The organism is Paenibacillus sp. FSL R7-0313 (genome assembly GCF_037969885.1).
Lineage (GTDB): Bacteria > Bacillota > Bacilli > Paenibacillales > Paenibacillaceae > Paenibacillus.
Genome location: NZ_CP150219.1, coordinates 787,708 through 805,019, shown reverse-complemented (window position 1 = coordinate 805,019; position 17,312 = coordinate 787,708). Strand labels below are relative to the sequence as shown.

The following is a 17,312-nucleotide window of genomic DNA, read 5'->3' as shown; positions in this document are numbered from 1 at the left end:
TTCGCGTGTTTCGTTTCGAATCTAGTTTTCAGAGAACAACACTCTGAAATGTAAGCTACGCGTTTGGTGGCGATGGCGGAGGGGTTCCACACGTACCCATCCCGAACACGACCGTTAAGCCCTCTAGCGCCGATGGTACTTGGATCGCAGGGTCCTGGGAGAGTAGGACGCCGCCAAGCGATTTCCCTTTGGGGTATTTTTTTTGCCCCCCTTGCCAAGGAATAAGGGATATATAAGGGCCCTTAGCTCAGTTGGTTAGAGCGCACCTCTGATAAGGGTGAGGCCGGTGGTTCGAGTCCACCAGGGCCCATAGCAAGACCACAACAAAGAAATACACAGTGTATGGGGCCATAGCTCAGCTGGGAGAGCGCCTGCCTTGCAAGCAGGAGGTCAGCGGTTCGATCCCGCTTGGCTCCACCATTCCCTGATAGCTCAGTTGGTAGAGCACTCGACTGTTAATCGAGTTGTCACAGGTTCGAGCCCTGTTCGGGGAGCCATATGGAGAGGTGTCCGAGCTGGCCGAAGGAGCACGATTGGAAATCGTGTAGGCGTCACAAGCGTCTCGAGGGTTCGAATCCCTCTCTCTCCGCCAGATAATTTTTTTAGCAAGGCCCGTTGGTCAAGGGGTTAAGACACCTCCCTTTCACGGAGGTAACAGGGGTTCGAATCCCCTACGGGTCATATTACGGAGGCTTAGCTCAGCTGGGAGAGCATCTGCCTTACAAGCAGAGGGTCGGGGGTTCGATCCCCTCAGCCTCCACCATATAACTTTATAACGACGCGGGGTGGAGCAGCCCGGTAGCTCGTCGGGCTCATAACCCGAAGGCCGCAGGTTCAAATCCTGCCCCCGCAATTAACTTTCCTTGAGAAAGTACTATGGAACCGTGGTGTAGTTGGCCTAACATGCCTGCCTGTCACGCAGGAGATCGCGGGTTCGAATCCCGTCGGTTCCGCCATTTTTAATTAAATATACACCGTGCCGGTGTAGCTCAACTGGTAGAGCAACTGACTTGTAATCAGTAGGTTGGGGGTTCAAGTCCTCTCGCCGGCACCATTTTTAGTATTTACATCTGAATTTGTGATAGAATGTATATTATAGATGCAGTTGCTAATACTAAGATACTCTTAGTGGATGAATGGCTTACTCTATGGCGATCGTGGCGAAGTGGTTAACGCACCGGTTTGTGGATCCGGCATTCGGGGGTTCAATTCCCCTCGATCGCCCCATGATTTTTTAATGGGGATTAGCCAAGCGGTAAGGCAACGGACTTTGACTCCGTCATGCATAGGTTCAAATCCTATATCCCCAGCCATTTCATTACGAGTCATTAGCTCAGTTGGTAGAGCACCTGACTTTTAATCAGGGTGTCGAAGGTTCGAGCCCTTCATGACTCACCATTATATTTTGCGGTCGTGGCGGAATTGGCAGACGCGCACGGTTCAGGTCCGTGTGGGCTAACCCCCCGTGGAGGTTCGAGTCCTCTCGACCGCACCATATGTTTTGCGGAAGTGGCTCAGCGGTAGAGCATCGCCTTGCCAAGGCGAGGGTCGCGGGTTCGATTCCCGTCTTCCGCTCCAATATTTGCGCCCTTAGCTCAGCTGGATAGAGCGTTTGACTACGAATCAAAAGGCCGGGAGTTCGAATCTCTCAGGGCGCGCCATTATTTTCATAAGTATCGGGATGTAGCTCAGCTTGGTAGAGCACCTGGTTTGGGACCAGGGGGTCGCATGTTCAAATCGTGTCATCCCGATTTTTTTTATTTTGCGGGTGTAGTTCAATGGTAGAACTTTAGCCTTCCAAGCTAATAGCGTGGGTTCGATTCCCATCACCCGCTTTATACTGTGCAACACCTAAAACCCTTGGGCCACAAGGGTTTTTTCTTTACCCTAAATTCGACAAATGACAGACTATTTTTGTTTATGGGGCAACTCATGGGGCAAATCGCAATCTTTTAGGATCAAACACCTCTAAACGGTCTGCTGCCTCTCTGGAGATCATGTCAGACGAATGGGTGTAAATATCCGCAGTTGTTCCGATCTTGGTATGCCTCAATCGCTCCTGCATAGTTTTAAGGTCGGCTCCGCTTTCTCTAAGCAGCATAGCTGCTGTGTGACGAAGTCCATGCAGTTTAACATGAGGAATACCTTTCTTCTGCAAAAACTTCCTCCAGGTGCTTGTGGGGGTCGTAGGGAAGTACATGACACCCTTACCGCTATGGAATACATATGACTTGTTCTCTCCAGCCCAATCTTTACATTGGAATTTCTCTTTCTTCCATATCCGTTCGTATTCTTTGAGCTGGGCCATGTACCACTTCGGCATGGCAACCCAGCCTTCGGATTCCTCTGTTTTGACTTCACCTTCAATCTTTTTACCGTCCTTATCGAACGTGATTTGCTTATCAATCCAGATAGCTCCTCGATCATAATCCACATCTGGCCATTCCACGGCCAAGTATTCGCCTCGTCTAAACCCTCCAAGAAGGGAACCGGTAAAATAGAGCCTCCATCTATCTGGAAGGTCGTATAGAGCCAGCAGGATCGTTTCTGTCTCCGAACTATTGAATGCCTTCTTCACACCGCGCATAACTTTCTTTTCCTTCTTGCTGGTTTGTGGTCTCTTAACGCCAGCCATTGGGTTCTTCGCAATCAGCTCCCAATCATGGGCAGCGTCAAAAACAGACTTCGCCGCTTTGTAGATATTCAATTTCGAATTGGTAGCGAACTCTTCTCCGTTCTCGCGCTTCAGTTCTCCAAAGAAGGTGACGAGCTGCAGGGTTGTTATTTTACTTATTTTCAGATGGCCAAACTCCGGAACTACATATTTGTTGAGATTATACAGATTCACGTTCTGCGTGTATTCGCCCATATTCCCGGCAGCGTAGCCTTTCTCCCATTTTTGAATAAAATCCTTGAAAGTGATGTCCTCCTGTTTGACTGCCTTTCCTGCAATTACTTGTTCACTCCATTTAGCTTCTTCAAGCGCAAGCCAGGATTCTCTTTTCTTGTCTGATTTTGAACGTGCGATCTCTTCTGGCATGTAGACAGTAACAGACCTTTTCGGTCTGGATGCCTTTGAGGGATCTCGCTCAACAATTTTATACTTGTTGCCTCCTAGATGTTCATTCCAAGCCATGTCATTCTTCCTTTCTAAGCATTGATAATGGATTTTTATATTTCCAATTACATGAAAAACACCTCCTTTAAAGAACGTATGTTCTGTTTTTGGGTATGAGAAGCCACTAGTAATAAGCGCATCTCGAAAGCTACGCAGTTGATTCAATGACTCCCAGTGGATCAAAAAATATGATATGTCGTTCATCCGCTCGGACAGATAGACCAAACTTCTCCGTGTAGCGGTCAATGGCTGACTGGAGAAATTGTTCTGTTACCCCTAGGTATTCGGCAAGATCATATCGGCCTGAGATTCGGGCATGATGGGCTTGGACGATCTGGTCTAAGGGCAGCATACACTGATATGCCCACTGCCTGGCGCGAAGCTCTTGCTTTCGTTTATGTATGTCGCTTTGGTCAAGAATATCGCCAAAGCTCGTGTGATGGTGCCCTAGTTCTTCAGCAAGTATGCAGGCTTTTTCAATGATAGTAGAGATTCGCTTATCTATAAGAATTAACCCATCTGCATAGAAGCCCTTGCTTCTGCCCCGTAAGGGCTTCTCGACGATATCGACGTCTGACACACAAGCCTCAGCGCATAGTTTTTCGTAGTTGTAGGCTACCATCACGTCACTCCTTGCTCTTTCTAAGCTGCCTTCTTAATTTTACTAACTCTTTGAATTCCTCGATATCCTGAAGTTCTTCTTCTGTCCAATCATCACCGTCATGGTGAGCTGCAATGGTTTGAGGCACATATTGTTGAGATTCACCTTCTATGTTGGCACTTAAGGGTTTTGAGGTCATTGTTTTATACCCTGCCGCTTCCATAAAGTCTTCTCGAAGGACTAAGATCTCATAAGGATTAAAAACAGCTAACCTTTCTACAAACTCAGGCTCCGGTTTTATTAGACAAATACCCATCAAATAATTATCTAGAGTTTCGGAGTCAACCCCGCTTAATTTTGCAACTTCCTCAACGGGTTTATTCCCTACTATAATCCGGAGCATTTGCTCAAATCTTGATAGTTCGAACCCGTAAAGAACTCGCTCAACAGATACATTAAATAAGTCGGCTACCTTTTGTAACTTGTCAATGGAAGGGGAGTTCTTATTCCAGTTGTATATAGCGCCATTCCCAAAACCTAACTCTTTCTCAAGTTTTGGGATAGAAGTGTTAAATTCCTTACAAAGTTCTCGTATATTATCGACAATATTCATATCGACTCTCCTAACAGAAAATATTCTAACTAAAATATTCGGTTATTTGTTGACTTAACTAAAATATTCGGTTATATTGGTTTCAACAGCTTAATTAATAGCGAAAAAGGCAATAAAAAACCAGAGGTCACTTGACCCCGTATCAAAAATCGTTCCCCAACGACGTTTATTTGGTTGTGTCTTCTTCACGATAATAGATTATTTTCGGTTCATTGTCAATAATTAAGCTGTTTATTTTACAAACTCTTACAAAGGAGGGGTGTTAAATGCCACATTATACTGAGTTTGGAGCTGAAGCGAGAAAGATCATGTTCCAACGCAATATTAAATTGAAGGACCTTGCTAGTGAACTTGGTGTCTCAGTTACTTATGTTTCCGAGATTCTTAAAGGAACACGTGAAGGAAAGAAGCAAAAACCTATGATCGCAAGGCTGTTAGGCATGGAGAGCGAGGTTTGCTAAATCCTATCCAAGTGTATCTCTAACACAATTTAAACATTTAATTAATTCATTTAACAATGAAAGAAAGTGGTCTTGTGACATCAACAGCAGGATTTATCGAAGCACTACGTGTGGAAATCAAGCATGAACTAAGAGCCGAGATCCTGGCCGAGCTTAAACCTACCATCGAACAACTTTTATACGCTAATGTGTTTGATTTTGCTGAGGCATGCAGATATCTGAAGGTTTCGGACTCCACGTTACGGCGGATGGTTAAAAACGGCGAGATTCCTTTCATTAGGAATCGGACACTAATTCACTTTCGTCAGATCGCATTAGATAAATGGCTAGAAGGAAAGGAGCAAACAAAGTGAGTAAAATGCCAAGCCTGGTGCTGCCAGAAGTGATGGATTACTGCGCTAATCCAGAATGTGCCTCTGAAATTGTAGAAGGCCAGATAGCTGTACGTCATGGCAAAGATCTGTATTGTAAGTTGAGTTGCATGGCAAAGTCCATCGGCGCTGTGACGATCTCAGCAGGGGATCAGGAAAGGAGGTGAGAATCTTGCCATTGATGACAGAACAGCATTTCAAAGCAGCCTGTGGATTTTACCTAGCTCTTGCAAGCCAGATGCGCCGCAGTGGCCATATCAAAGTCGCTACTCATGCGGACAAGCAGTACCGCACTTATCGTAATCGTCTGCACGCAAAAATGCAGCTGATCGGCTCCTACCCCGAAACAGCTGCACACAGCTAAAACACTCTACCGTCAGTTTACCACTGACAGAAAGGATTATGCAATGAGTATGAAATCCACAGGTATTGTCCGCCGCATTGATGACCTGGGCCGTGTCGTTATTCCGAAAGAGCTTCGACGCACTCACTTTATTGAGGAAGGGGATCCGCTGGAGTACTTCGTAGAAGGTGACAAGATCATCATTCGCAAGTATCAACCTGGCTGCATCCTCTGCGGCAACACTGAAAGTCTGCACTTATTCCATGGTAAACAGATCTGTACACCTTGCATTAATAAAGCTTCAGAGCTTACTAAATCAAACTAAAACCTATTAGGAGGACTCATCCATGCAAAATATCGTTCCGATCCAAATCACATTCCAAGCCGTAAACGCCACTGACATTAAAAACCTGGTGCACGATCTGGCAGGCACGTTGGGGAGTATGCCTTATGCTGATGTGCCGGCAGAAACAACTGTCTCCACTGTTCCTACACAACCTGCACCGACTCAGCCTTCTACCCAGGCACCAGTGCAACCGCCACAGCAGCCCCAGTATGGCCAACAGCCTCAATATGGGCAGCAACCCCACTACGGTCAACAGCCAGTCTATGGTCAGCCATCGCAGTATGGCCAACAACCAGAACAACCGCAATACGGCCAGCAGCTGCCAGTGCAGGGTCAACCAGGTCAACAAGATCAGCAGCAGTATGGGCAACAGCAGCCACCGCAACAAGGAGGCGTCCCAACTTCGACTCCTGGGTATACGCTGGATCAACTTGGCGTAGCAGCTCAGCCAGTTATGGATGCGGGCAAAGGTCCGGAGCTGATCGGATGGTTGCAGCAACAAGGGGTAGGCGGTCTGACGCAGCTTGATCCAAGCAAGTATGGCGAGTTTGCAACGTTCCTCCGTAGCCTTGGGGGCCGCATCTAATGACGGAAATTGCACATGCAGAGCGAGCACACGCGCTGCTGTCAGCCAGTGGGGCATCCCGCTGGTTGCAGTGCACGCCGAGTGCCAGGCTCGAAGCCACGTTACCTGATAGTGAGAGTGAGGCCGCCAAGCGTGGCACACTCGCCCATGAGATCGCTGAGCTGAAGCTGCAGAAACTGTTCTCGGGTCTGACGACTCGCAAGTATAACGCTGCACTGAAGAAGTACAAAGCGGATGAACTGTATGAGCCTATCATGGAGGACCACACCAATGCTTATCTGGATTACATTCAGTCCATTGTTCACCAATTCCCTTCGCCGCCGTTTGTTGCCATCGAACGCCGTGTGGATCTGACCGATTTTGTACCGGAAAGTTTCGGAACCTCGGACTGCATCATCATTGGTAGCGGAAGGCTCCATGTCATCGATTACAAGAACGGCCAAGGTGTACCGGTATCTGCTGAAAACAATTCACAAATGAAGCTGTATGCGCTGGGTGCTTACAAGGCTTTCAGTCTCCTGTTTCCGATTGAGTCTGTTCATGTGGCCATCGTTCAACCAAAAGTGTGGAATGAGCCTTCTGAATGGTCGTTATCCGCAGCCGAGCTGCTGTCCTGGGGTGAGTCAATCAAGCCGATTGCTCAGCAAGCATTCAACGGTGAAGGTGAGTATGTTCCAGGTGATCACTGTAAATTCTGCCGTGCGAGTGCAACCTGCAGGGCAAGGGTGGAACAGATCATGGAAGCTGGGTCACTGGCGCCCTTAAAACCGCCAATGCTCAGTTGGGATGAGGCTGCTGCTGTACTAAAGCAAGCTGAGGGTATTGTCAGCTGGTATAACGAGCTGAAGAAGCTTGCCCTGGCTGAGGTATTGAAAGGGGGGATCGTACCCGGCTGGAAAGCCGTTGAGGGTCGGGGCAGCCGTGAGTATGCGGACTTGGATACCGCATTTGCTTATTTGAAAAGAAAAGGCATTGAAGAGGCCGTCCTATATGATCGTAAACCGTTAACCCCTCCTCAACTCGAGAACGCGCTAACAAAGAAAGTGTACAAAGAGTTGCTTGCCGAATCGGGACACGTCATTACGAAATCAGGAGCACCGACATTAGCTCCTGAAGATGATAAGCGTCCAGGTATCACTAATCAGGTTAATCCTGAAGACGTATTTGGTCCTACACCAGAACAACCACAAAACTAATAATTGATAAGGGGATATGACAATATGACAACTGAAACAGCAATTACCACAGGTGAAGTAAGACTGAGCTTTGTAAACTTGTTCACACCACGTGCCAACAAACCAGGGCAGGAGCCGAAATACAGCACTACGATTCTGATTCCTAAATCCGATTTTGCCACAATGCAACGTATCAATGCAGCCATTGAAGCTGCTTCACAAAAAGGCGTAGCTGGCGTATGGGCAGGGGCTCGTCCGGCGCAACCTAGCAATCCTATACATGATGGGGACGGATTAAGACCAAACGGTGAAGTATTTGGTCCTGAATGCAAAGGGCATTGGGTTCTGACGGCCAGCAGCAAGCAGCAGCAGGCGGTTGTGGGTCCAGACATGGGACCGATCATTGACCAAACCCGTGTGTATTCTGGTGTGTATGGCCGGGTGAACATTAACTTCTTCCCCTATAGCAACAGCGGCAAAAAAGGGGTAGGTGCCGGACTTGGTCCGGTGCAGATCCTTCGTGATGGTGAAGCCTTGGGTGGACGGATCTCCGCAGAACAAGCTTTCGGTGGCAATGGTGGCGGTGTGGGCTTTGTTCCTCAGCCAGCTCCACAGGGCTATGATCAGATCCCGCCGCAGCAATACGGCCAACAACCACCACAGCAGCCGCAGTATGGCCAGCAACCTCCGACTCAACCGGGATATGGCCAAGCACCACAACAACCGCAATACGGCCAACAGCCGCCAGCACAACCAGGCTATGGTCAAGCTCCTCAGCAACCGCAGTACGGACAAGCTCCGCAACAAGGCTATGGACAGCAGCAACCGCCACAACAACAGATCGATCCGATCACCGGCAAACCTCTAGGCGGCGGGATCTACGGGATCTAATTCATAGACATTTCAGTAGAGGGGTTCTTCGGAACCCCTTCACTTTACCAGAAAGGAGGAAACCAACAACATGACATGGCACCTTTCAATCGATATTGAGACCTACAGCAGTATCGACATCAAGAAAGCAGGGTTATATCGATACGTTCAAAGTCCTGATTTTGAAATCCTTTTGTTCGCTTATTCCTGGAATAGCGGCCCGACGCGAATTATTGATCTAGCTCAGGGTGAAGTCATTCCGGAAGAAGTTATCCGCGCTTTAAATGATAAAGAAGTCATCAAACACGCATATAACGCGGCTTTTGAATGGTACTGTCTAAACAAATTCTGGCCATCGCCCATAGAGCATTGGCGTTGCACACAGATTCACGGCTTGTACTGTGGATACCCTGCAGGACTTGGCAAGGTAGGCGAAGCGCTAGGCATTCCCCAGGACAAGAAGAAAATGGGCGTCGGTGGCGCACTGATTCGGACGTTCTGCATTCCAATCAAGAAGCCTGCCAAGTCAACCGGCTTCCGGAAGCGCACCTTGCCCCATCATGAGCCTGAGAAGTGGGAGCTGTTCAAGCAGTACTGTGTGGGTGACGTTGTGGCAGAGGTAGAGATCCTTCGCCGGCTATCGGTCTTCCCGGTTCCGGATATGGAGTGGGAGCTTTGGTTCCTGGATCAACGGATCAATGCCCGAGGAATCGCCTGTGACCTGCAGCTGGTCAAGGGGGCTTTGGCCGTAGATCAGCAGATCACAGCAGAGCTGATGCAGGAAGCCATTCAGCTCAGTGGATTGGACAACCCCAAGTCCGTGCAGCAACTTAAAAAGTGGCTATCTAAGGAGATCGGGGAAGAGGTCGAGGATCTGCGGAAGGATACGGTATCCGGCCTGATCGACAACGTGGAAGATGGCAGAGCCAAGCGCGTCCTGGAGATCCGCAGAGAGCTGTCCAAGACCAGTACCAAGAAGTATGTGGCCATGGAGACGGTAGCTTGTGAAGACGGGCGGGTTCGAGGGCTCTTGCAGTTCTACGGTGCGAACCGGACAGGACGGTGGGCAGGGCGATTGGTCCAGGTCCACAACCTCCCCAGGAACAAGATGGACACGCTCGAATATGCGAGGCAGCTGGTTCACGGCCAGCAAGTCAATCTGTTGAAACTGATGTACGGAAACGTTCCTGATACGCTCAGTCAGTTGATCCGGACGGCCTTTGTGGCTCCGGACGGAAAGAAACTCCACATAGCCGACTTCTCAGCTATTGAGGCCCGGGTTATTGCCTGGCTTGCTGGAGAACAATGGCGGCTAGATGTGTTCGCTACTCACGGCAAAATCTATGAAGCTTCAGCATCGGCCATGTTTGGGATACCACTTGAACAGGTGGACAAGGATCTGCGTCAACGGGGCAAGGTGTCTGAACTAGCTTTGGGATATCAGGGTGCTTCTGGTGCACTTATCGCCATGGGTGCCTTGGATATGGGCCTAGAAGAGGACGAGCTGCCCGAGATCGTAACGCGGTGGCGTAACGCCAATCGGCGCATTGTGGATCTGTGGTTCAGCTTCGAGAAGGCAGCGCTGAGTGTGATGGAGACAGGTCAGCCTGCAGGTGTTCGAGGAATTATCTTTGCTCGGGAGAGCCATCACGGAAACGGCCTGGACTTCTTCACGGTTCAATTGCCTTCCGGAAGAAAGCTTTATTATGTGGAGCCCCGCTTGGCTCAGAACGACTTTGGTAAGCAGGCGCTTCATTACATGGGTCCAGATCAGAAGACAGGCAAGTGGTCGCTGATCAACACCTACGGCGGGAAACTGGTGGAGAACATTGTCCAGGCGATTGCTCGGGACTGTCTGGCAGTATCACTGGTACGAGTGGAGCAAGCTGGTTTTGATACCGTGCTGCACGTACATGATGAAATCGGGATTGAGTCGGATAAGTTGGAGGATTTGGAGAAGGTATTGGATTTGATGGCCGAGCCGGTACCGTGGGCACCTGGGCTGCCGCTCAAGGCAGCCGGGTTCACCACAGACTTTTACATGAAAGACTAGCTTAATTACTAAGGGGTATCAATAAAGTGATCTAATAATATTTTCTTAACATGATTTCCATTTACAGTGTTGAATCCTTTCATTCTTAAATCTGCTGTAACTACATCTGCAAGATTCTCGATTTCCTCTACAGTTAAGTTCTTTTGAAAAAATGTTTCTTGATCTATAAAGAAAGCTGCTGATTTTAACGCTATTGATTTTAAACGCGTGTATCCCTTACCTGTTTCTATTATAGCCATTTCTTGTACAGGATTTCTATTAGACTTCAACAAAGATATCTCATTTTGTATGTCTTGAAGTGAGTTGATGATGTATTGATCTGTAGAAACAATCTCTTCGTTCATTGAAGCTACTTGGATATTACCGAAACTTTTCAAGAAGGAAGATTTATTTCCATCCTGTTGAGTTTCCTCGTATGTAGCTTGTACTTTTTCAGCTAGGAGTTCTTTAAACTTTACAATTGATTTATATCGGAGATCTCTTGGATATTGAAGATGTTCAATTACTCCAGCATCAAATGTGTAGTCGGTTTTGTCATCTTTAATAATGATAGTGGGCTTGTCGAAAGCCAAGCGCATCCCGAGTTCAAACATCACATTGGGGTTCTTGCAACTTACATCACAAATGATGATGTCAGATTTGTATAACCCCTCAACTATACGTTTATGGATAAGACCAGAACTGTTTCCTTCACTGACAATCTTAGGTTCACTACTATAACCCTGCATAGAAGACACAGCTTCAGTAATTATGCGTTTAACATCTAGCCAATGATCAGTTGAACAGCCATCAATAGGCGCAATAGGCATAACTAGTCCAATGTTTAAGAATTTAATTTCTTCTGTCATATGATCCTCCTAGTAATTTTTTACTAGGAACATTATACCAGTTGAGGTTTTTAGTTAACAGTATGAATTGGAAAAGGACGGTGATCAGACATGAGAGCCTTAACTGCTCAGGAGAAGAAGCGAATCGCTCATGTGAAGAAACGTGCAAATACCGCGATATCCAAGAAACGAATCTTGCTCGGCGCACAGATCAGGGCGTGTACTGCTCCTGTGGAATTGAAACGGAAAAAAGAACTGCTCCGTCAGTTTGATGCTCTTTCACCAGTCAAAGGTTACCCAACAGTCATTGAGGACAAAGAGCGTTCTATGATCATTGACTATGAACTGCTCCGCAGGTTAACCCGATCACTGAAGCATCGACGTGTAGATGTTCGAATCGAACCAGGTGGCGTGCTCATGATACATCATGAAGACCCGTCCAATAGCCGCAACCACGGCGAGATTGAGCTTTACGAGATACCACCTTGGCAGCAGTATGCACTTTCGGATTTACCTGTTATAGAGATTGATTAAACCAGGAGGCAGGCGTCATGCATTTTGACAGACAACTAACTATATCAAGCGCCGGGACCAGACACAGCACAAACTGGCAGACGCAAACGGCCTATTGGTCGGAGATCGTCGAGCGTTTACGGACTGCTGTACGGGGTGCGGAAACGCTGGCGGAATACTTGCAGCTGCCTAAGAGCAAACAGGATGACCTGAAGGACGTTGGCGGCTTTGTCGGTGGCAGTCTGTCAGGCGGTCGCCGGAAAGCCAACGCGGTCATTGGCCGTGATCTGGTTACGCTTGACCTTGATAATATCCCAGCAGGCGCGACGGCGGATATCCTTCGCCGCCTGGATGGTCTGAGTTGCGGCTATGCCGTTTACAGTACGCGGAAGCATGAGGAGAACCGTCCACGGCTTCGGGTCGTTGCACCGCTGGACCGGATGGCCACAGCGGATGAGTATGAACCGATTGCCCGTAAGCTCGGGGAGATCATCGGCATTGGGCTATGTGATCCGACCACGTTCGAAGCTTCTCGCCTGATGTACTGGCCAAGCTGCAGCGCAGACAGTCAGTTCGTGTTCACGTTCGGGGATAAGCCGTTTCTTTCAGTAGATGGGCTGCTGGCCATGTATGCCGATTGGCGCAATGTGGCTTCATGGCCACAGGTGCCAGGTACTGGACAGACTCATGTACGTCTGGCGGCCAAGCAGGGAGATCCCACCGAGAAGCAGGGCATGGTGGGTGCTTTCTGTAAGGTCTATGATGTGCCGGCAGCCATTGATGCATTCTTACCAGGTGTCTATCTAAACACAGACGATGGCAGTGGCAGACTTACGTACGTAGGCGGTTCGACTACAGGCGGTGCGATTGTTTACGATGATGGCCAGTTTCTATTCTCTCATCATGCTACGGATCCGACAGGCGGACGGCTGGTAAACAGTTTTGACCTGGTACGGCTTCACAAGTTCGGAGATCAGGACGATGAGGCGAAGCCTGGGACTCCTACAAATAAGCTTCCTTCATACACAGCCATGATGGACTTCGCCATGCGCCAGGAACCTGTGGCCGGACTATTAATGCAGGAACGACACCAGAAGGCCACAGCGGCGTTTGCTGACTCTCCAGTGTTGCCGGCAGAGCCAGAGGATATGGATTGGATGCGGCGGCTGGAATTTAACAGTAACGGCGTGTACCTGAAGACGGTAGATAATGTGCTGATTGTGCTGGAATTCGATCCGGCTTTAAAGGATAAGATTGCGTTTGATGAATTCGCCAATCGGGGTCTGGTGCTTGGGGCGTTGCCTTGGGATGCCAGGGAAGATCGGCGGCCATGGGCCAGTTCAGACGATGCTGGGATCTATCATTACATCGAAAAGGTGTACGGCATCGCGGTGGACGCCAAGATCAACAATGCTTTAACGCTGATCACGCATAAGAAGCGGTTCAACGATGTGCGGAGGTACCTGGAAGGTCTGACGTGGGACGGTGTGCCGAGACTGGACACGCTTTTCACCGATTACCTGGGTGCAGAGGACAGCCTGTATACCCGTGCAGTGTCCAGAAAGTCTTTCACTGCTGCTGTGGCCAGAGCGATGGAGCCCGGCGTCAAATGGGACTATATGCCGATTCTGGCGGGGCCTCAGGGGCTTGGCAAATCGACTTTTCTACGGTACATGGGCAAGGATTGGTATTCCGACAGCTTAACCACCTTTGAGGGTAAGGATGCCATGGAGTTAATCCAGGGTGTTTGGCTCAATGAGGTGGGGGAGCTGACGGGGATGAGCAAGTCCGAGAGCAACGCCGTTAAGCAGTTTTTGAGCCGGACGGAAGACATTTACCGTGAGGCTTACGGCAAGCGGACAATGCCTTATCCACGGCGCTGCGTGTTCTTCGGAACAACGAATGACAGTGAGTTCCTTCGAGATCGTACAGGCAATCGGCGGTTCTGGCCAATCGATGTAGGCATTGTAAAGCCGACAAAGAGTGTGTTTCAGGATCTGAAGGGTGAAGTCGACCAGATTTATGCGGAAGCTTTTGTACGGTGGCAGCTGAGTGAGCCCCTGTATCTATCAGGAGATATCGAAGAGTTGGCCAAAGAGCGCCAGGAGGCCCACAGGGAGAGCAACGCAAAGGAAGGCATTATACAGGCATTCGTGGAGCGGCCAGTTCCGGAAGATTGGTTAAAACGTGATCTGGCCACAAGACGGATGTACTGGTCTGGTGAGTTTGGGAAGCCCCAGGAAGGTATGGGAGGCCCCCGGGACCGAATATGTGCCGCAGAGGTTTGGTGCGAGTGCTTCAATTCGGACATCAAGTTTATGAAGCAAGCGGACACAAGAGAAATTAATGGCATTTTATCCTGCATACCAGGGTGGGAGGAGTATCGCGGACGATTCGGCCCATACGAAACTCAGCGCGGATATCGTCGCAAAGATTGTTGACAATGTTGACAGATGAATTGTTGACACTCGCTTAACTGTCAACAAAGGAATGTGACAGATTTTCAAGTGTCAACATGAGTGTCAACACAACTGTCAACGTCCTAAACCCTTGCTATATATACTTTTATTATACTTTGTTGACACTGTTGACAGTTATCTAGTTAAAGATAAAAAACAAATAGAATATAGAGATTATAGAAAATATATAACGCCTAACACGCCTAATTATTAGAAAGTTACGTACGTACACCCGTGTACGCGTAACACAGCCTGAGGAGGGTTGTCAAGTGAAAGAGAGCCAAATTGAATCATATTTACGAGATAAGATAAGAGCCCTTGGCGGCATTGCCTATAAATTCGTATCGCCAGGTAACTCTGGAGTGCCTGACCGGATGGTCCTGCTTCCTGAAGGCCGAGCCGTATTCGTGGAACTGAAGGCACCCGGTAAGAAACCCACCAAGCTGCAGCAGGTGCAACATAAGCGGATGCAGGCTTTGGGCCATGAGGTACGGGTGATCGATAGCAGAGAGCAGGTGGATGCATGGCTGCAGGAGCTTTGAGCATCGAGCGTAAGAAGTTTGTCCCGCATGATTATCAGCGGTATTGCATTAACCGGCTTTTGACAGATGATGCCCTTGGCCTGTTTCTGGATCTGGGTCTAGGGAAAACCGTGATCACCTTGACCGCCGTTAACGACCTGAAGTACAACCGATTCGCGGTCAGCCGGACCTTGGTCATTGCCCCCAAGAAGGTGGCAGAGGCTACCTGGGGGAACGAGGCAGCCAAGTGGCAGCACCTGAAGCATATGCGGATCATTACCGTTTTGGGTACCGCACAGCAGCGGATCAAGTCTCTTAATTCGCCAGGAGACGTATGGGTCATCAATCGGGATAATGTGGCGTGGCTTGTGGAGTATTACCGAAACGCTTGGCCCTTTGACATGGTGGTGTTGGACGAGCTATCCAGCTTCAAGAATCACCAGGCGAAGCGATTCAAGGTACTGACGTGGGTACGGCCGCACATCAAACGGATCGTGGGTCTGACAGGTACACCAGCACCGAATGGATTGCTTGACCTATGGGCCCAGGTGAATCTTCTTGATCAAGGACACCGTCTGGAGAGGAACATTACGGGGTACCGCACGAAGTATTTTGAGAAGAATTACAATGGCCATGGATACACCGCAAAGCCTGGTGCGGATGAGGTGATTCAGCGGAAGATTGCTGATCTATGTATCAGCATGAAGGCTGAGGATTATATTGAGCTTCCGGATAGTATCATGAACGTCATTCCCGTTGTCCTGGATGCGAAAGCCCAGAAGCAATACAACCAACTGGAGAAGGAATTGCTGCTGGAGATCGATGACGGGACAGAGATCACGGCAACCAGTGCGGCGGTGTTATCAGGCAAACTACTGCAACTGTGTAACGGAGCCTTGTACGATGAGAATCGGCAGGTTTTCGAGATCCACGATAACAAGGTGGAGGCATTCATGGAGCTGGTGGAACAGCTTAATGGTAAATCGGCTTTGGTGTTCTACAGCTTCCAGCATGACCTGACTCGCATCAAGAAGGCACTGGAGAAAACCAGCTTACGGATCCGGGAGCTGAAGACGCCGCAGGACCAACTGGATTGGAATGCCGGTAAGGTGGATATCCTGCTTGCCCATCCGGCCAGCGCGGCTTACGGCCTTAACCTTCAGGACGGGGGAAACCACGTGGTGTGGTTCGGCCTGAACTGGAGCCTTGAGCTTTACCAGCAGGCCAATGGCCGTCTGCACCGGCAGGGTCAGAAACAGAAGGTTATCCTGCATCACCTGGTGGTTCAAGGTGGAGCTGATGAAGACGTGATGAAAGCCCTGGAAGGTAAGGCAGCCACACAGGACAAGCTTCTAGACGCATTGAAAGCAAGAATAGAGAGGGTGAGATAGATGACAACCACAACCAAAGCAACGTGGATTGAGACACTGATCAGTCAATACGCAACGGATTCCCGAGCCTTGGACAATTACCGAAAGAGTCTGGATCTGGACGATCCCCAAGAGAAAGAGGAGGCTGGCACGGTCTCTGAAATGCTGTCCGACATGAGATATGCCCTGACGTGGTTAAAACGTGGGAGACGGCCAGGTAGCCGCCGAGGTGTCGAGATTACCGACGTGTATCGGCAGCGGGAAATCTATATCAAGCTGTCCGGACAGGAGATCACCGATGCTGAAAGGCTGCGTCTAGTGGATTCGCTACTGGCCCTGAGCGATCGGGAGCGAACATGTTTTCTGCTTCATATGGCGCAGGGGTTGACGCTTTTAGAGATTTCGCATAAACTAAATCTATCAAGAGGTGCCATATACGAGTATGTAAAGCGGGCCAAAGCCAAGCTTAAACAAGATTTTATATGAGTCTTGTATTACGTAATGTATTACACCATGTATGCAAGTTACCCACTATAAGTTTGTATATCAACGAGCCCTCCAATACGGAGGGCTTCTTTTGAGAGGATGCAAGTAATTCTTAACGAAATGTCAAAAATCGCCCCATACTTCTTTTTTTCCGCGACCGATAGGATCAGGTGCGCGGTATAATACGACAAGTACAACTTTTCGATCATTCCACCGAATCCAGATTTCAAAGGTCAATCTGACTTGTACGATTGCATCAAACGTTTTTTCGTGCTTCGCATAACTAAAGCCTTCTGCGTTAGCTCCTGTTATTTGAAATACATCGCTAGCAATCTCTTGGCCAGCGAATAACAATGTAGCTTTGACTTGATCTCCATCAACCTCATACTTGACTTCAGGGCTAGGTAAATGCGAAATATCTAAACTGATTCCTGGCATTTTGCTTTCACTCCTTTTCAGTTAGTCACCATTAGGATGCCTTTGGTTGAAAAAAGATTTTTAGAACATTCACAACTTATCTATCATAAGTCTTTCTATAACAGGGCTCTCCATTGCTGAGGGCTCTTTTTGCGTTCTACAAAACTATTCAGGAGGTGATC

At 48.7% G+C, this 17,312-nt stretch carries 18 protein-coding genes, 17 tRNA genes, 1 rRNA gene and 1 pseudogene; 32 read left to right on the top strand and 5 right to left on the bottom strand.

Annotated elements, in window-relative coordinates:
- Positions 1–62: 62 nt before the first annotated feature.
- The 18 genes from rrf (at position 63) to NSQ38_RS03440 (ending at position 1,835) form a co-directional block, all read left to right on the top strand.
- Positions 63–179 (top strand): 5S ribosomal RNA (rrf, locus tag NSQ38_RS03525).
- 57 nt (positions 180–236) lie between these two features.
- Positions 237–310: transfer RNA gene (locus tag NSQ38_RS03520), tRNA-Ile, on the top strand.
- A 34-nt stretch (positions 311–344) separates the two neighbouring features.
- Positions 345–420: transfer RNA gene (locus NSQ38_RS03515), tRNA-Ala, on the top strand.
- Position 421: 1 nt separating this feature from the next.
- A tRNA-Asn gene (locus tag NSQ38_RS03510) sits at positions 422–497 on the top strand.
- Positions 498–500: 3 nt separating this feature from the next.
- Positions 501–592 (top strand) — tRNA-Ser (locus tag NSQ38_RS03505).
- 17 nt (positions 593–609) lie between these two features.
- A tRNA-Glu gene (locus NSQ38_RS03500) sits at positions 610–681 on the top strand.
- 6 nt (positions 682–687) lie between these two features.
- Positions 688–763 (top strand) — tRNA-Val (locus NSQ38_RS03495).
- 16 nt (positions 764–779) lie between these two features.
- Positions 780–853: transfer RNA gene (locus NSQ38_RS03490), tRNA-Met, on the top strand.
- A gap of 25 nt (positions 854–878) precedes the next feature.
- Positions 879–956: transfer RNA gene (locus tag NSQ38_RS03485), tRNA-Asp, on the top strand.
- A 22-nt stretch (positions 957–978) separates the two neighbouring features.
- A tRNA-Thr gene (locus tag NSQ38_RS03480) sits at positions 979–1,054 on the top strand.
- A 97-nt stretch (positions 1,055–1,151) separates the two neighbouring features.
- Positions 1,152–1,227 (top strand) — tRNA-His (locus tag NSQ38_RS03475).
- An 11-nt stretch (positions 1,228–1,238) separates the two neighbouring features.
- Positions 1,239–1,313, top strand: a tRNA-Gln gene (locus tag NSQ38_RS03470).
- A gap of 9 nt (positions 1,314–1,322) precedes the next feature.
- Positions 1,323–1,398: transfer RNA gene (locus NSQ38_RS03465), tRNA-Lys, on the top strand.
- A gap of 9 nt (positions 1,399–1,407) precedes the next feature.
- Positions 1,408–1,495: transfer RNA gene (locus NSQ38_RS03460), tRNA-Leu, on the top strand.
- Positions 1,496–1,503: 8 nt separating this feature from the next.
- Positions 1,504–1,578, top strand: a tRNA-Gly gene (locus NSQ38_RS03455).
- A gap of 6 nt (positions 1,579–1,584) precedes the next feature.
- Positions 1,585–1,661 (top strand) — tRNA-Arg (locus tag NSQ38_RS03450).
- A 16-nt stretch (positions 1,662–1,677) separates the two neighbouring features.
- A tRNA-Pro gene (locus tag NSQ38_RS03445) sits at positions 1,678–1,751 on the top strand.
- Positions 1,752–1,764: 13 nt separating this feature from the next.
- Positions 1,765–1,835: transfer RNA gene (locus tag NSQ38_RS03440), tRNA-Gly, on the top strand.
- A gap of 95 nt (positions 1,836–1,930) precedes the next feature.
- Here NSQ38_RS03440 and NSQ38_RS03435 read toward each other — a convergent pair.
- From NSQ38_RS03435 to NSQ38_RS03425, 3 genes and pseudogenes are all read right to left on the bottom strand, one after another.
- Positions 1,931–3,283, bottom strand: coding sequence for a site-specific integrase (locus NSQ38_RS03435; RefSeq protein WP_339787134.1), 1,353 nt, complete (start codon positions 3,281–3,283; stop codon positions 1,931–1,933).
- Positions 3,267–3,698, bottom strand: coding sequence for an ImmA/IrrE family metallo-endopeptidase (locus NSQ38_RS03430; protein ID WP_339787130.1), 432 nt, complete (start codon positions 3,696–3,698; stop codon positions 3,267–3,269). The genes NSQ38_RS03435 and NSQ38_RS03430 overlap by 17 nt, the downstream gene beginning before the upstream one ends.
- 46 nt (positions 3,699–3,744) lie before the next feature.
- Positions 3,745–3,861, bottom strand: a pseudogene (locus NSQ38_RS03425) (XRE family transcriptional regulator); the annotation flags it as partial.
- A 737-nt stretch (positions 3,862–4,598) separates the two neighbouring features.
- Here NSQ38_RS03425 and NSQ38_RS03420 point away from each other — a divergent pair.
- From NSQ38_RS03420 to NSQ38_RS03380, 9 genes are all read left to right on the top strand, one after another.
- Positions 4,599–4,793, top strand: a complete 195-nt coding sequence (locus NSQ38_RS03420; RefSeq protein WP_105597951.1) for a helix-turn-helix transcriptional regulator — start codon at positions 4,599–4,601, stop codon at positions 4,791–4,793.
- A 56-nt stretch (positions 4,794–4,849) separates the two neighbouring features.
- A complete protein-coding gene (locus NSQ38_RS03415) occupies positions 4,850–5,146 on the top strand; it encodes a helix-turn-helix domain-containing protein (protein WP_258170208.1) in 297 nt (98 codons plus the stop codon).
- Positions 5,116–5,331 (top strand): hypothetical protein, encoded by a 216-nt coding sequence (locus tag NSQ38_RS03410; RefSeq protein ID WP_339790810.1) that lies wholly within the window; start codon positions 5,116–5,118, stop codon positions 5,329–5,331. The genes NSQ38_RS03415 and NSQ38_RS03410 overlap by 31 nt, the downstream gene beginning before the upstream one ends.
- Before the next feature lie 5 nt (positions 5,332–5,336).
- Complete coding sequence (locus tag NSQ38_RS03405) at positions 5,337–5,528, top strand: hypothetical protein (RefSeq protein WP_105597953.1); 192 nt, start codon at positions 5,337–5,339, stop codon at positions 5,526–5,528.
- Positions 5,529–5,577: 49 nt separating this feature from the next.
- On the top strand, positions 5,578–5,832 hold the full coding sequence (locus NSQ38_RS03400; RefSeq protein ID WP_301880088.1) for an AbrB/MazE/SpoVT family DNA-binding domain-containing protein: 255 nt from the start codon (positions 5,578–5,580) through the stop codon (positions 5,830–5,832).
- 22 nt (positions 5,833–5,854) lie between these two features.
- A complete protein-coding gene (locus NSQ38_RS03395) occupies positions 5,855–6,439 on the top strand; it encodes a hypothetical protein (protein WP_339787128.1) in 585 nt (194 codons plus the stop codon).
- Positions 6,439–7,635, top strand: coding sequence for a DUF2800 domain-containing protein (locus NSQ38_RS03390; protein ID WP_339787125.1), 1,197 nt, complete (start codon positions 6,439–6,441; stop codon positions 7,633–7,635). Before NSQ38_RS03395 ends, NSQ38_RS03390 begins: the two co-directional genes overlap by 1 nt.
- 24 nt (positions 7,636–7,659) lie before the next feature.
- Positions 7,660–8,505, top strand: coding sequence for a DUF2815 family protein (locus NSQ38_RS03385; protein ID WP_339787123.1), 846 nt, complete (start codon positions 7,660–7,662; stop codon positions 8,503–8,505).
- 70 nt (positions 8,506–8,575) lie between these two features.
- Positions 8,576–10,537 carry a DNA polymerase gene (locus NSQ38_RS03380; RefSeq protein WP_339787120.1) on the top strand — a complete coding sequence of 654 codons (1,962 nt, stop codon included), beginning with the start codon at positions 8,576–8,578 and terminating at the stop codon, positions 10,535–10,537.
- Between the two features lie 8 nt (positions 10,538–10,545).
- Here NSQ38_RS03380 and NSQ38_RS03375 read toward each other — a convergent pair whose 3' ends face one another.
- Positions 10,546–11,385, bottom strand: coding sequence for a hypothetical protein (locus NSQ38_RS03375; protein WP_339787117.1), 840 nt, complete (start codon positions 11,383–11,385; stop codon positions 10,546–10,548).
- Positions 11,386–11,475: 90 nt separating this feature from the next.
- On the opposite strand from NSQ38_RS03375, the gene NSQ38_RS03370 reads away from it, so the two are divergent.
- The 5 genes from NSQ38_RS03370 (at position 11,476) to NSQ38_RS03350 (ending at position 16,713) form a co-directional block, all read left to right on the top strand.
- A complete protein-coding gene (locus tag NSQ38_RS03370) occupies positions 11,476–11,898 on the top strand; it encodes a hypothetical protein (RefSeq protein WP_339787114.1) in 423 nt (140 codons plus the stop codon).
- A gap of 17 nt (positions 11,899–11,915) precedes the next feature.
- Entirely contained in the window at positions 11,916–14,318 is a 2,403-nt protein-coding gene (locus NSQ38_RS03365) for a virulence-associated E family protein (RefSeq protein ID WP_339787112.1), read from the top strand.
- 287 nt (positions 14,319–14,605) lie between these two features.
- Positions 14,606–14,878, top strand: coding sequence for a VRR-NUC domain-containing protein (locus tag NSQ38_RS03360; RefSeq protein WP_339787110.1), 273 nt, complete (start codon positions 14,606–14,608; stop codon positions 14,876–14,878).
- Positions 14,860–16,248, top strand: coding sequence for a DEAD/DEAH box helicase (locus tag NSQ38_RS03355; RefSeq protein ID WP_339787107.1), 1,389 nt, complete (start codon positions 14,860–14,862; stop codon positions 16,246–16,248). The genes NSQ38_RS03360 and NSQ38_RS03355 overlap by 19 nt, the downstream gene beginning before the upstream one ends.
- Positions 16,249–16,713 (top strand): sigma-70 family RNA polymerase sigma factor, encoded by a 465-nt coding sequence (locus NSQ38_RS03350; protein ID WP_339787104.1) that lies wholly within the window; start codon positions 16,249–16,251, stop codon positions 16,711–16,713.
- Between the two features lie 123 nt (positions 16,714–16,836).
- Here the strand turns inward: NSQ38_RS03350 and NSQ38_RS03345 are convergent, their stop codons facing one another.
- Positions 16,837–17,151: a hypothetical protein gene (locus NSQ38_RS03345; protein WP_339787102.1), complete on the bottom strand. Its 315-nt coding sequence runs from the start codon at positions 17,149–17,151 to the stop codon at positions 16,837–16,839.
- Between the last annotated feature and the right edge of the window lie 161 nt (positions 17,152–17,312).